The organism is Kitasatospora sp. NBC_01300 (assembly GCF_041435235.1).
Taxonomy (GTDB): Bacteria; Actinomycetota; Actinomycetes; order Streptomycetales; family Streptomycetaceae; genus Kitasatospora.
Window position 1 is genome coordinate 7622809 of record NZ_CP108408.1, and the last position, 13732, is coordinate 7636540.

Here is a 13732-nt window from a genome sequence, read left to right on the forward strand (position 1 = left end):
AGTACACATTGGTACTCCGGTACACCTACTGAGGAGGTCAAGCGATGGCCGTCCCCTTCACCCTGGGCCTGCACGCGATCGCCGAGGACACCTACGCCTACCTGCAACCCAGCGGCACCTGGGGCTTCAGCAACGCCGGGCTGGTCGTCTCCGGCGGCGAAGGGCTGCTCGTCGACACCCTGTTCACCGTCCCGCGGACCCGCGCCATGCTGGAGACGATGACGCGGGCCCTGCCCCGGCTCGCCATCCGCACCCTGGTCAACAGCCACAGCGACGGCGACCACTGGTGGGGCAACCAGCTGCTCCCGGACGCCGAGATCCTCGCCTCCGAGGCCGCCGCGGCCCACATGCGCGGCGAGCGCCTGCACGAGCTGCTCGCCTCCCCGGGCGACATCCCGCTCCCGCGGGTCGTCGAACGGATGCGTGAGGCCTTCGACTTCACCGGCATCACCCCGACCCCGCCGACCCGCACCTTCAGCGGCGAACTGGAGGTCGCGGTGGGCGGGCGCAGCGTCCGGCTGATCGAGGTCGGCCCGGCCCACACCGCCGGTGACGTGCTGGTCCACGTCCCGGACGCGGGCGTGCTGTTCACCGGGGACATCCTGTTCGTCGGCGGCCACCCGGTGGTCCACAGCGGTCCGGTGTCGGGCTGGATCGCCGCCTGCGACCTGATCCTCGGCCTGGACGCGGAGACGATCGTGCCCGGGCACGGGCCGGTCGTCGGCACAGCGGAGGTCCGTGCCCTCCGCGACTACCTGGAACGGCTCCACGGCCACGCCGTGCGCGCGCACCGGGCCGGCCTGCCCGTCCTCCAGGCGGCCCGGGAGATGGACCTGGACGGCTTCGCCCACTGGGCCGACCCCGAGCGGCTGGTGCTCAACGTCGGCGCCGTCTACCGCGAGCTCAACGGCGACGGCACCCCCGACGAGCTGGAGCTGATGGGCCGTCTCGACCACTACGCGGCGCCGCACGCAGAGCCGCACGCCGAGTCGCACGCCGCCCCGCGCGCTACCCCGCGCCCCGCCGACGCGGCCCCGAGGCTCGCGCCGCGGCCCGCCGCCGAGGTCGCCGCCCTGGCCGGACGCCTGGAGGGCCCCGCGGCGCAGGTCCTCGCCGGCGGCGCCGGGCCGCTGGCGGGCCGTCCGGTGCTCAACGTCCTGGCGACCGTCGGCCACCACCCCGACCTGCTGGTCGCCCTGGTGCCCCTGCTCACCCGGCTCGCCCAGGGCCTGCTCCCGCCCCGCGAACGGGAACTGGCGATCCTGCGCACCGCCCACCGCACCGGCTGCGCCTACGAGTGGCACCACCACGCCCGCCTCGGCGCCGCCGCCGGCCTGACCGGGCCCGAGATCGCCCGCGTCCTCGGCGGACCGGACGCCCCCGGCTGGAACGAGGGCGACCGGGCGCTGCTGCGGGCCGTGGACGAGCTGTGCGGGGACCACGCGCTCTCCCCGGCCACCTGGCGTGAGCTGACGGACCGCCACTCCACCCCGCAGCTGCTGGAACTGCTCGCCCTCGTCGGCGCCTACGCGCTGGTCGCGGGCATCGTCAACAGCTGCGGCGTCCCCCTCGACGACTGGCTCGCCCCGCCCGTGGCGGCGGGCTGACCGTCGCCGACCGCCTTGTGGGGGACCGGAGTTCACCACACGGCGCGCCCGCGCGCCGCCGTCCGGGACCGGCCCGCCGCGCCCGGTTCAGTCGTCGTGCAGCGGGCGGCGCACCACCCAGGGCAGGACGAACCACAGCCCGGCGAAGATCAGCGCGACGACGGAGGTGATGGCCAGGGCCGTGGCGGTCCCGAGCACGACGTCCAGGACGAGCAGCACGGCGCCGGTGAGCGCGCAGGCGAGCAGCATCAGGCCCAACTGGGCGATGTGGACGGAGACCTTGACGATCCGCGCCTTGCCGGGGTGGCGGAACAGCCCGCGGTGCAGCGCCACCGGGGTGGCGAACACGGCCGAGGAGATGACGGCCAGCAGCAGGGTGGTGACGTAGACGTCCTGCTGGCCGTCGGTGAGGGTGGCGAAGCGCGGGGTGAAGGCGACCCCGAGCAGGAACGCGAACACGATCTGCACGCCGGTCTGCAGCACCCGCAGCTCCTGCAGCAGTTCCACCAGCCGCCGGTCGGCCCGGGCCTCCGGGCTCTCCACGCCGGACGGGGACGGGGCGACGGGCGGCCCGGGTTCGGGCTGGGACGGTGGAGGGGTGCTGGTCATGCGTCATATTCTGCTGGTCCGCCGCCCGCTGCGGTGCCGTCCAGGCGGTGCTGCCAGGCGGTGAGGAGGGTCTGCAGGGCGGCGGCCTCCTCGGGGGACAGCAGGGCGAGCAGTCGGTGCTCGTTGCGGATGTGGGTGGTGAACGCCTCGTCGATCAGCCGCAGGCCGGCGTCGGTGAGGGCGACGACGCGCCCGCGCCGGTCGCCCTCGGCGAGGCGGCGGGTGACCAGCCCGGCGCGTTCGAGGCGGTCGATCCGCTTGGTCATCGCGCCGGTGGTGACCATGGTGTGGGCGGCGAGCTCCCCGGGGGCCCGCTCGTAGGGGGCGCCGGCCCGGCGCAGCGCGGCCATGACGTCGAACTCGCCCTCGCCGAGGCCGTAGCGGGAGTAGACCAGGGCGAGTTCGCCGGTCAGCCGGGCGGCGAGGCGGTGCAGGCGGCCGATGACGGCCAGCGGGGAGACGTCGAGGTCGGGGCGTTCGCGCCGCCACTGGGCCTGGATCAGCGCCACGTGGTCGGTGTCCGCGCCCGGCGGGGAGGGCGTCCGGGGGTGCTGCTGGTGCTCCATGGGCCCACCCTACCGCCAGTACCTTCCCAGGAAGGTATATTGCCTTCCATGGAAGCCAATCTGCGGTGGGTCCTGCTGACCGCGGTCGCGCCGCTCGCCTGGGGCGCCAACTACTACGTCACCCACGCCTACCTGCCCGCCGACCGGCCCCTGTGGGGCGCGGCCCTGCGCGCCCTGCCCGCCGGACTGGTCCTGCTCACCCTCTCCCGCCGCCGCCCGCACGGGCCCTGGTGGTGGCGCAGCGCCCTGCTCGGACTGCTCAACACCGCGGTGTTCTTCGTCCTGCTCTACCTCGCCTCCCAACTGCTGCCCACCAGCACCGCCGCCACCGTCATGGCCGCCTCCCCGCTGGCGATGCTGCTCACCGCCTGGGCGCTGGCCGGGCAGCGCCCGCACCGCGCCCACCTGGTCGGCGCGGTGGTGGGCCTGGGCGGGGTGGCGCTGACGCTGCTCGGCGCGGGCGGAGCGGTCAGCGGGGCGGGGCTGGCGGCGTCGGTGGCGGCGATGCTGGTCTCCTGCGTCGGCTACGTGCTGGCCGCCCGCTGGCGCGAGGGCGCGGACCCGCTGGCCGCCACCTCCTGGCAGCTGACCGCCGGCGGCCTGATGCTGCTGCCCCTGGCCGCCGCCGCGGAGGGCGCGCCCCCGGCGATGGACGCCCGCACGCTCCCGGCCTTCGGCTACGTCGCCCTGGTGGCCACCGCCCTCGCCTTCGCCCTCTGGTTCGCGGGCCTGCGCCACCTGCCGGCCGGCACGGTCGGCCTGCTCGGCCTGCTCAACCCGCTCGCGGGCGTCCTGCTGGGCGCCGGCCTCGCGGGGGAGGGGCTCGGCGCGCGCCAGGTGTGCGGGCTGGCGCTGGTCCTGGCCGGCGTCCTGCTCGGCCGCCCCCGCGGGCCCGCTCGCCCTGCCGAGGCCTCCGTCGCGCCCGAGTCCGGTATCCGCGTCGGGAATTGACGGACCGTCAGTTCAGCAGTCGGGCCAGGTGGTGGTCCAGGACGGCGCGCGCGGCCTCGGGGGAGCGGTGCCCGATCGCCACGTCCACGTCCACGGCCGCAGTCGCCGCCCGGCCCCACCCCCGTCCGGACCCCGCCGCCCGCGCCCCCGCTGCGCCGTGCCGGCGCCCGCTGCCCGTAGGCTGGGCGGGCCGTCACCGGCACAGACCGTCACCAGTACTGACAAACACGACAGAAGCGGGCAGGGGCATGCAGTTCGACGACCAGGGCGACCTCGACACCTCACAGGTGGACGACCGGCGCGGGATCCCGGGCGGGAAGGTCGCCATCGGCGGCGGGGCGGTGGGCCTGATCGTCGTGCTGTTCGCCGTCGTCCTGGGCGTGGACCCCCAACTGCTGGGCCTGTCCTCCGGCGGCGGCTCCACCACCTCCAACGGCGCGCACACCGCCGGCGAGGTGCAGCAGGCCTGCAAGACCGGCGCGGACGCCAACCGGCGCCAGGACTGCCGGATCGTGGCGGTCACCAACAGCGTGCAGGAGTTCTGGCGCACCGAACTGCCCAAGCGCACGGGCACCGCGTACCGCAACGCCGAGACGGTGCTGTTCACCGGTCAGGTCTCCACCGCCTGCGGCCCGGCGACCTCCGCCGTCGGCCCGTTCTACTGCCCCGGCGACCGGAAGGCCTACTTCGACCTCGGCTTCTTCAACGAGCTCTCGGCCCGCTTCGGCGCCAAGGGCGGGCCCTTCGCCGAGTCCTACGTCGTCGCCCACGAGTACGGCCACCACATCCAGAACCTCCTCGGCACCATGCAGAAGGTGGGCAACGACCGCCAGGGCGCCAACAGCGCCTCCGTGAAGCTGGAACTCCAGGCCGACTGCTACGCCGGGGTGTGGGCGCACCACGCCACCACCACCCCGCAGCCCTCCACCGGGCGGCCGCTGATCGCCTCCCTCACCGACCAGGACATCGCCCAGGGCCTGGACGCGGCCGCGGCCGTCGGCGACGACCGGATCCAGCAGCAGGCCACCGGCCGGGTCAACCCGGAGAGCTGGACCCACGGCTCCTCCGACCAGCGCAAGACCTGGTTCACCACCGGCTACCGCACCGGCGACCTCGCCCAGTGCGACACCTTCGGCAAGTCCTAGCCGCGCACGTCGGCTCCCGGAGTGCGGCGGCGCGCCCCTGTCAGATGTCAGGGACCGCCGCCGCGCCCGCGTTCCTAGGCTGCTGAGCACCGGCCGGACCCCACGTCAGGCCGCGCACCAGCCAAGGGAGAACCATCCATGCGCAGGATCACCCACGCCGTCGCCGCCCTCGCCCTCGCGACCGCGGCCCTGACCAGCCTGACCGCCCTGGGCACCGGCAGCGCCGGCGCCGCCGACGGCTCCTGGGCGGGCTGTCCGTACGGGGCGGTCTGCGTCTACCCGCAGAACCAGGACCCGGCCTCGGCCCCGAGTGACGTGTACTGGAGCTACGGCGCGCACAACCTGAGCAACCAGTACGGCAACCACTGGGTCCTCAACAACCAGTCCGGCGGCGCCCACGCCCACCTGTGCAAGAGCTCGGGCGGCGGCAACTGCGTCTACGACATCCCGGCGCAGAAGGGCGTCTGGTACGACCTGGGCCCGATCAACTCGATCACCCTCGACCGCCCCTGACGCGCCGCCGCTGACGCGCCGTCCCTGACACACCGTCCCTGACACACCGGAACCACCTCCGAACGGGGGCGCCCGCCGCACGGGGGACGGCGGGCGCCCCACCTTCCTGACGCTCCGACAGGTTGATCGACTCTTGAACGGCGGGCCCCACAACGGGCGCCGCCGTTCCGTCATTTGGAGCTTCCTCCAGGTTTCAACTCCCCGTCAGTGTTCATGAAGATAACGAGTAGAGGCGCATCGCCCGCAGTCTGAATTTACTTATTGACGTCATGTACGCGTTCAGGTTTAACTCCCCCCACCCCGCCGCAGAGCCGCGGCGACGTCAGGGAGAGGCACCCCCATGAACGCAGCACTGCGTCGCGTCCTCATCGCCACCACCGGCATCTCACTGGCCCTGTCCATGGCCGCCTGCGGCAAGGCGGGCGGCGACAAGAAGGACGCGGCCGCCTCCGGAGACGGCAAGTCCATCGGGCTGCTCCTACCCGAGAACGCCTCCTCCACCCGCTACGAATCCTTCGACCGCCCCTTCGTCGAGGCCAAGGTCGCCGCCCTGTGCGCGGACTGCAAGGTCCTGTACAACAACGCCGAGGGCAGCGCCGCCAAGCAGAAGCAGCAGTTCGACACCCTCCTCGCCCAGGGCGTGAAGGTGATCATCCTGGACCCCTATAACGCCAAGTCGACCCAGGGCTGGGTCCAGGAGGCCGCCGCCAAGGGCGTCAAGGTCGTCGCCTACGACCGCCTGGCCACCGGACCGGTCGCCGCCTACGCCTCCTTCGACAACGAGAAGGTCGGCGAACTCCAGGGCCAGGCCCTGGTCGACGCCCTCGGCGCGCAGGCCGTCGACGCCAACGTCGCCATGATCAACGGCGACGAGGCCGACCCCAACGCCGCCGACTTCAAGACCGGCGCCCACAAGATCCTCGACGCCAAGGTCAAGAAGATCGTCTACGAGCAGTCCGGCCAGTGGGACCCCACCGTCGCCGGCCAGAAGATCGGCGCCGCCGTCACCCAGCTCGGCAAGAACGGCTTCCAGGCCGTCTACTCCGCCAACGACGGCATGGCCGGCGCCATCATCACCCAGCTCCAGGGCGCCGGGATCAAGGTCCCCGTCGGCGGCCAGGACGCCGGCCTCGACGCGATCCAGCGCATCGTCAACGGCGACCAGGCCTTCACCATCTACAAGGCCTACCGCCCGCTCGCCGACTCCGCCGCCGAACTGGCCGTCGCCCTCCTCAAGGGCAAGGACGTCAAGGCCGTCGCCACCGCCACCATCGACAGCGCCACCGACAAGGCCATCCCCGCCAAGTTCCTGGACGCCAAGGTCGTCACCAAGGCCAACATCGCCACCACCGTCGTCGCCGACGGCCTCTACAAGGTCTCCGACATCTGCACCGCCGACTACGCCGCCGCCTGCGCCGCCGCCGGCCTCAAGTAGCCCGGCCCGCCCAGCCGCCCGGCTCGAACCGGGTCCAAGTCCACCACCGCAGAAGAAGGTTCATTTGACATCCTCCTCGTGTCGAACCACGGGGATTCCGGTCCTGCCTACGGTACGGGGCTTCGCCCTCGTACGGCCGGCGTTCCGGTGGGTTCCCCGTTCAACGGGCCGTGCCTGGCGTGGGATTGCCACGCCAGGGCTGACCGGCCCTCCGGGGGCGTTTAGCCTGTCCGCCTGCCCGGCGGCCAGGATGTTGCGAGCAGCATTGAGGTCACGGTCATGCAGGACACCGCACACACCACAGGCCCATTCGCGTACCGCGAGGGGTTTAGGTCCGTCGCGGTGCCCGCACTTCGAGCAGAGCTGGGAGGACGGGAACGCGCGGCGCACGATGCCGATGTGCCGACCGTACCGAATGGCTTTCTCTTCGAGGAGTCGCCGGAAGGTGGCCCATCCGGCGTCGTGGACGGACTTGGCCAGACGGCCACGGCCCAGGCCGCGCACGTTCAGATCCTCCAGGTAGACGGCTTGGTTCTCGCCGATCAGTCTGGTGGTCTGCTTGTGCAGCCAGTCCCTGCGGGTGTCGGCCACCTTGGCGTGAGCCTTGGCGACCTTGGCTCGGGCCTTGGCCCGGTTCTTCGACCTCTCGGCCTTGCGGGACAGCTCCCGCTGCGCGGCCTTGAGCTTCTTCTCCGCCTTGCGCAGGAAGCGCGGGTTGTCGATCACGTCCCCGTTGGACAGGACGGCATACCTGGTCAAGCCGAGGTCGATCCCCACCTCTGCCGCGAGTTCCGGCAGGTGAGTGGGTCCGACGTCCACCACGAAGGAGGCGTGATAACGCCCGGACGGGTCCAGCAGAACCGTCACGGACGACGGGTTGGCCGGGAGCGCCCTGGACCACTTCACCCGCACGTCGCCGATCTTCGCCAGGTTCAGCTTCCCGTTGCCCCGGATGCGGAAACCGTTGCGGGTGAACCGCAAGCTCTGCCGGGGATCGCGCTTCGACTTGAAACATGGCAGTCCGGCCGGACGCCCGGCGCGCTTGCCGGACACCGAGTCGAAGAAGTTCCGGTACGCGGTGTCCAGGTCCCGAAGGGACTGGATCAGCGGATCGACGCCCACCGACGCCAGCCATGCGCGCTCAGCGGTCTTCTTCGCCGCCGTGATGACCAGCTTCTGGAGATCGGTGCTCCCGGGGTACGGCTGTCCGCTTTTCCGGGCTTCCTTCCGCGCCGTAAGGGCATCGTTGTACACCACCCGCGCACACCCGAAAGTCCGGGCCAGCGCAGAGCGCTGACCTGCCGTTGGATAGAGGCGATAGGAGTACCGGAGATGCACAAAATCAACCTACCGAAGGCCACTGACAACGGTTCTCGTCAGTACACCCGGAGACCGTTTCGCCGCTTCGCGGTTCAGAGTCAAGGCCCCGCAGCCCTCCAAGCGGCAGGACCCTCATCTTCCCCGGTCGAAGCCGGGTACATCCTAGGAGAAATCCGGTGACAGGCGCACCCGTCCTCCAGCTGCGCTCGGTCTCCAAGCGCTTCGGTGCCGTCCAGGCCCTCACCGATGTCGGCCTCGACGTGCACACCGGCGAAGTCCTCGCCCTCGTCGGAGACAACGGCGCCGGCAAGTCCACCCTCGTCAAGACCATCGCCGGCGTCCACCCCGTCGACGAGGGCACCATCACCTGGCACGGCGAGCCCGTGCGCCTGACCCGCCCCCAGGACGCCCAGGCCCTCGGCATCGCCACCGTCTACCAGGACCTCGCCCTGTGCGACAACCTCGACGTCATCGCGAACCTGTTCCTCGGCCGTGAGAAACGCCGCCGGGGGCTCCTGGACGAGGTCGCCATGGAGCAGCACGCCCGCGAACTCCTCGACACCCTCGCCATCCGCATCCCCGACGTGCGCACCCCCGTCGCCGCGCTCTCCGGCGGCCAGCGCCAGGTCGTCGCCATCGCCCGCGCCCTGGTCGGCGAGCCCGCCCTCGTCATCCTGGACGAGCCCACCGCCGCCCTCGGCGTCGAACAGACCGCCCAGGTCCTCGACCTCGTCGAGCGGCTGCGCGAACGCGGCCTGGCCGTCGTCCTCGTCAGCCACAACATGGCCGACGTGCGGGCCGTCGCCGACACCGTCGCCGTCCTGCGGCTGGGCCGCAACAACGGCGTCTTCCCCGTCGCCGGCACCACCCAGGAGCAGATCGTCTCCGCCATCACCGGAGCCACCGACAACGCCCACGCCCGGCGCCAGGCCCGCCACGCCGGGGAGGAGGACGCCGCATGACCACGCCCAGCACCCCCGCCGACACCCCCGCGGCCCCCGGCGCCGACCCCGTGGCCCCCGGTGCCGACCCCCGCCTGCACACCCGGGCCGCCGGCCCCGCCGGCTACCTGAACGCCGCCCGCCGGCGCCTGGCCGCCGGCGAACTCGGCTCCCTGCCCGTCGTCGTCGGCCTCATCCTGATCGCCGTCATCTTCCAGTCCGTCACCGGCCACTTCCTCCAGGCCGACAACCTCACCAACATCACCCGCTTCATCGCCGGCCCCGGCCTCATCGCCGTCGGCGTCGTCTTCGTCCTCCTCCTCGGCGAGATCGACCTCTCCCTGGGCTCCGTCGCCGGCGCCAGCGCCGCCGTCGCCGCCGTCCTCGCCGTGCGCCAGGGCGTCGCCGAATGGCTCGCCGTGCTCGCCGCCCTCGCCGCGGCCACCGTCATGGGCCTGCTGCACGGCCTCTTCTTCGCCCGCGTCGGCGTCCCCGCCTTCGTCGTCACCCTCGCCGGCATGCTCACCTGGAGCGGCCTGCAGGAGTACGTCCTGGGCGACCTCGGCACCGTCAACAACCGCCACGGCGGCCTCATCGCCACCCTCGACACCACCTTCCTCGGCGACGGCGACATCGCCTACGCCTGGGCCCTGGCGGTCCTCGCCCCCGCCCTCTACCTGCTCGCCCACCTGCGCACCGCCCGTCGGCGCACCGCCGCCGGCCTCACCGCCCGCCCCACCGCCGACACCGCCATCCGCACCGGCGCCCTGGCCGTGCTCACCCTCGCCACCGCCTACGCCCTCAACCAGGACCGCGGCCTGCCGCTGCCCCTGGTCGTGCTGGTGGGCGTCGTCGTCCTCACCGACTTCGTCCTGCGCCGCACCTCCTACGGGCGCCGGATCTTCGCGGTCGGCGGCGGCGTGGAGGCCGCCCGGCGCGCCGGCGTCAACGTGGCCCGGGTGCGGATCTCCGTCTTCATGCTCTCCGCGTTCCTGGCCGGCCTGGGCGGGCTGTTCTACGCCTCACAGCAGGGCGCCGCCGACAAGCAACTGGGCGGCGGCAACGTCCTGATGAGCGCGATCGCCGCCGCCGTCATCGGCGGCACCAGCCTCTTCGGCGGCCGCGGCAAGACCTGGTCCGCGCTGCTGGGCATCCTGGTGATCCAGTCCATCACCACCGGCCTGGACATGGTCCACGCCGCCCAGGCCATCCAGTACATGATCACCGGCGCCGTCCTGCTCGCCGCCGTCGTCCTGGACTCCCTCTCCCGCCGCACCCGCACCGCCGCCCGCACCTAGCCAACCCCGAACGCCCCGGGGCCCTGTGGAAGGTCCCAGACCTCCACAGCACGCCCGAGCCCGTTCCTTTGCCGACAAGCGGCAAAGGATCGGGCTCGGGCGTATTTCCTGCGGGCGGCGGTCGGTCAACCTTTGGGCAATCGCGGGGAGTCGACGCATCGACCCGCAGGTGGCGGGGTCACCGGCCAGTCACCCCACCCGAGCCGACCGCGCTCGCTGCGCAGGAAGTCGGCGGGCCCGACTTCCTGCCGCTGTCCCATCCTTGACCTTCCCCAATCGTGCTTTGGTCGGGTACACGGAGACGCTTCAACGGGGATACCTGGAACAAGATGCCGAGACGGCGGCCCGATGGGTCGATAGACATGATCGACTCCAGGTCAACGCGCTCAGCCGGCCGGACAGTTCGGCCGTGATCCGGGAGACAGGGAAGGAACTGGACCATGCATGACCCAACGGGCGCCAAGTGGCGCAAGAGCACCTACAGCAACGGCGGGGGCGGCTGCATAGAGGTGGACGATGCGCACCCGGGCAGGGTCCGAGACTCCAAGGACCCCCAGGGTCCAACGCTGGCCTTCTCGGCCGAGGGCTGGGACTCGTTCGTTGCCACTGTCCGAAGCGGCGAGTTCGGCGAAGTCTGAATCGAAGCCGGATGTGAGGCCTCCGGCTGGGGTTGCTTCCAAGGAGTGCATCGCCGATAGGCGGGCAGCCGGGGGCACGGCGCTTCTCCTGCGGGCAAGGGGTGACGGAGGTTCCACCGGCGCCAGGCCGTGCGGGCCGCGGTCTGGCGCCGGGTACACGCTCCCCATAGAAGTGGAACACCACCCTATGCCAGACCAGGAACGCGTCATCCGGATCCGCCGCCCCTATCTCGACCTGATCGCCGCCGGCACCAAGACCATCGAGGTGCGCGTCGGCTACCCCGGCATGCGAAAGATCCATCCGGGGCAGCTGCTCGTCTTCGAATCCGGGGATGCCCGCTACCGCACCCGGGTCACCGAGGTGGTGGAGTACCCGAGCTTCGATGAGATGCTCGACGCCGAGGACCTGGAGGCGATCGGATCCGAGGGGATGAGCCGGGCCGAACTCCTCGCCGCCTGCCGCGAGATCTACCCGCTGGAGAAGGAACGGCTCGGCGTCCTCGCGATCCACCTGCGGCTCGCCCCGTAGCCGGGGACGACCGCGCTGCGCAGGAAGTCGGCGGGGCCGACTTCCTGCGCAGCGGCGGGGATGAGGTTGCCGATGGCGAACCAGCGGGGCCCCGGGGCCCCGCCGCCCCCGTGAGCGGCGGGACCTGGGGGGTGGCGGGTCAGGCGGGGCGGATGCCCGGGTTGCCGGCCTCGGTGACGAAGGAGGCGGCGGTGGTGACGGTGCCGCCGGGGCGGGTGATGTGGGAGACGGCCCGGTAGTCGGCGCGGACCTGGTGGCGGTCCAGGGTGAGCGTGGTGTAGCCGCGCCGCCCGTCGTAGAACTTCATGTGCGGGTTGGCCGACATCAGGTTCTGCCAGTTGGACGGCTTCTCCTCGCCGTCGCCGTCGCTGCTGATCGAGGTGCCGACGAACTCCACGCCCACGGTGCGCGAGTCCGGCTTGTCGAAGTCGCGCTTGACGTCCAGGGCGTAGGCGACGTGGACGTCACCGGTCAGCAGCACCAGGTTCTCCACCCCGGCCCGGTCGACGGCGGAAAGGAAGCGCTCGCGGGCGGCCGGGTAGCCGTCCCAGGCGTCCATGGAGAGCTTGGAGCGCTCGGCGGTGGTGTTCTTGCGGCGGGAGAAGACGACCTGCTGCGGCACGACGTTCCAGGTCGCCCGGGAGCGGCGCAGGCCCTCGGCGAACCAGCGCTCCTGGGCGGCGCCCATCAGGGTGCGCCGCGGGTCCTCGGACTCCGGGGTGGGGTACTGCCAGCCGTCGCCGTTGGCCTGGTCGTCGCGGTACTGGCGGGTGTCGAGGATGTCGAACTGCGCGAGCTGCCCGAAGTGGACGCGCCGGTAGAGGGTGAGCTCGGTGCCGCGCGGCTGCGGCATCCGCAGCGGCATGTTCTCCCAGTACGCGCGGTAGGCGGCGGCGCGGCGGGCGATGAACGGCGCCGGGTCCTGGCCCTTCTCGGGGATGCCGGCCGCGTAGTTGTTCTCCACCTCGTGGTCGTCCCAGGTGACGTACCAGGGGTGGGCGGCGTGCGCGGCCTGGAGGTCGGGGTCGTTCTTGTAGAGGGAGTAGCGCAGCCGGTAGTCCTCCAGCGTGGCCGTCTCGTGGTCGAACAGCGCCGGCAGGGTGCGGTCGGTGTACTTGCGGTCGCCGCCCGCCGCGTCGATGCCGTACTCGTAGATGTAGTCGCCGACGTGGAACACCGCCGCCAGGTCCTCGTCGGCCAGGTGGCGGTAGGCGGTGAAGTAGCCGTCCTCGTAGGCCTGGCAGGACACCAGCCCGAAGCGCACGGCGTCCAGCCTGCGCCCGCGCTCCGGCGCGGTGCGGGTGCGCCCCACGGGGCTGCTCCAGGCGCCGACGGTGAAGCGGTACCAGTACACCCGGTCCGCGTCGAGGCCGTCGACGTCCACGTGCACCGCGTAGTTGAACTCGGCGTGCGCGCGGGCGCTGCCGCGCCGCACCACCTTGCGGAACCGCTCGTCGCGGGCCAGCTCCCAGCCCACCCGCACCGAACCGGCGGGCGGCAGCCCGGCGCCGGGCTCCAGCGGGCGCGGCGCCAGGCGGGTCCACAGCACGACGGCCCCGGGCAGCGGGTCGCCGGAGGCCACGCCGAGGGTGAACGGGTCGCCGGTGATGGCGCGCGGGCCGAACTCGGCGTCCTCGGCGTGCGCGGACGGCAGGTTGACGGTGAACGCCAGCGCGGCGGCGGCCGAGGTGACGGTGAGGAAGCGGCGCCGGTCCAGCCGCGCGGCGGCCTCGCGCAGCTGCTGGTCGGGGGAGGGGCGGTCGGCAGGGCGGGTCATGGGGTGAAGGCCTTTCGCTGCTCGGCGGTGTGCGAAGGAATTCGAGTGGACCGCGCCGTACGCCAGGGGTCGGAATTCCGGCAGCCGAGTGATCATCTGATGGGGGACCCGTGAAGGTCCGACAAATCCCCCCGGGTGGACGGAAACGGACGCGCGTAGCGTCACCCGCGCGACCGGTCCACTTGGCCGGCGGCCGCAGGCCGTCGCGCCCCCTCCCGGGCCCGCCACCGGCTCCGGCCCGCCCGCGGGCCCCGGACGGCGGCCGCCCGGCAAAGCCCCGAACCCGCACGAGGGGACGGCTGCTCCGTACCCGGAACGGGCCGCGCGACGAGAGCCGCCCCCACTGCACAGAGGTGCTGGCAAAGTCAAGAAAAACCACCCGAACGGGGGGGTCCACTTTTAC

General features: G+C 72.3%; 14 protein-coding genes. 10 read left to right on the forward strand and 4 right to left on the reverse strand.

Going from position 1 to position 13732, the window contains the following annotated elements; genetic code table 11:
• The first annotated feature begins 44 nt into the window (after positions 1-44).
• The gene (locus OG556_RS33070; RefSeq protein ID WP_371515307.1) at positions 45-1607 is read left to right on the forward strand and encodes an MBL fold metallo-hydrolase; all 1563 of its coding nucleotides are present in this window, start codon (positions 45-47) and stop codon (positions 1605-1607) included.
• An 87-nt stretch (positions 1608-1694) separates the two neighbouring features.
• On the opposite strand, the gene OG556_RS33075 is transcribed toward OG556_RS33070, so the two are convergent.
• Positions 1695-2216, reverse strand: coding sequence for a DUF6328 family protein (locus OG556_RS33075; RefSeq protein WP_371515306.1), 522 nt, complete (start codon positions 2214-2216; stop codon positions 1695-1697).
• Positions 2213-2782 (reverse strand): MarR family winged helix-turn-helix transcriptional regulator, encoded by a 570-nt coding sequence (locus OG556_RS33080; RefSeq protein WP_371515305.1) that lies wholly within the window; start codon positions 2780-2782, stop codon positions 2213-2215. The genes OG556_RS33075 and OG556_RS33080 overlap by 4 nt, the downstream gene beginning before the upstream one ends.
• Positions 2783-2830: 48 nt before the next feature.
• Here OG556_RS33080 and OG556_RS33085 point away from each other — a divergent pair, with 48 nt between their 5' ends.
• From OG556_RS33085 to OG556_RS33100, 4 genes are all read left to right on the forward strand, one after another.
• Positions 2831-3733, forward strand: coding sequence for an EamA family transporter (locus tag OG556_RS33085; RefSeq protein ID WP_371515304.1), 903 nt, complete (start codon positions 2831-2833; stop codon positions 3731-3733).
• A 248-nt stretch (positions 3734-3981) separates the two neighbouring features.
• Entirely contained in the window at positions 3982-4878 is an 897-nt protein-coding gene (locus OG556_RS33090; RefSeq protein WP_371515303.1) for a neutral zinc metallopeptidase, read from the forward strand.
• Between the two features lie 138 nt (positions 4879-5016).
• A complete protein-coding gene (locus OG556_RS33095; protein WP_371515302.1) occupies positions 5017-5391 on the forward strand; it encodes a hypothetical protein in 375 nt (124 codons plus the stop codon).
• 340 nt (positions 5392-5731) lie between these two features.
• The gene (locus tag OG556_RS33100) at positions 5732-6826 is read left to right on the forward strand and encodes a sugar ABC transporter substrate-binding protein (protein WP_371515301.1); all 1095 of its coding nucleotides are present in this window, start codon (positions 5732-5734) and stop codon (positions 6824-6826) included.
• Between the two features lie 60 nt (positions 6827-6886).
• Here OG556_RS33100 and OG556_RS33105 read toward each other — a convergent pair whose 3' ends face one another.
• On the reverse strand, positions 6887-8164 hold the full coding sequence (locus OG556_RS33105) for an RNA-guided endonuclease InsQ/TnpB family protein (protein WP_371515300.1): 1278 nt from the start codon (positions 8162-8164) through the stop codon (positions 6887-6889).
• Between the two features lie 158 nt (positions 8165-8322).
• On the opposite strand from OG556_RS33105, the gene OG556_RS33110 reads away from it, so the two are divergent.
• From OG556_RS33110 to OG556_RS33130, 5 genes are all read left to right on the forward strand, one after another.
• Positions 8323-9108, forward strand: a complete 786-nt coding sequence (locus OG556_RS33110; protein ID WP_371515299.1) for an ATP-binding cassette domain-containing protein — start codon at positions 8323-8325, stop codon at positions 9106-9108.
• A complete protein-coding gene (locus tag OG556_RS33115; protein WP_371515298.1) occupies positions 9105-10385 on the forward strand; it encodes a sugar ABC transporter permease in 1281 nt (426 codons plus the stop codon). Before OG556_RS33110 ends, OG556_RS33115 begins: the two co-directional genes overlap by 4 nt.
• A gap of 169 nt (positions 10386-10554) precedes the next feature.
• On the forward strand, positions 10555-10833 hold the full coding sequence (locus tag OG556_RS33120) for a Scr1 family TA system antitoxin-like transcriptional regulator (RefSeq protein ID WP_371522496.1): 279 nt from the start codon (positions 10555-10557) through the stop codon (positions 10831-10833).
• Entirely contained in the window at positions 10826-11023 is a 198-nt protein-coding gene (locus tag OG556_RS33125) for a DUF397 domain-containing protein (RefSeq protein ID WP_371515296.1), read from the forward strand. The genes OG556_RS33120 and OG556_RS33125 overlap by 8 nt, the downstream gene beginning before the upstream one ends.
• Positions 11024-11210: 187 nt before the next feature.
• Positions 11211-11552 (forward strand): ASCH domain-containing protein, encoded by a 342-nt coding sequence (locus OG556_RS33130; RefSeq protein WP_371515295.1) that lies wholly within the window; start codon positions 11211-11213, stop codon positions 11550-11552.
• A 139-nt stretch (positions 11553-11691) separates the two neighbouring features.
• Here OG556_RS33130 and OG556_RS33135 read toward each other — a convergent pair whose 3' ends face one another.
• Positions 11692-13329 carry an alkaline phosphatase gene (locus tag OG556_RS33135; protein WP_371515294.1) on the reverse strand — a complete coding sequence of 546 codons (1638 nt, stop codon included), beginning with the start codon at positions 13327-13329 and terminating at the stop codon, positions 11692-11694.
• Positions 13330-13732: the final 403 nt, after the last annotated feature.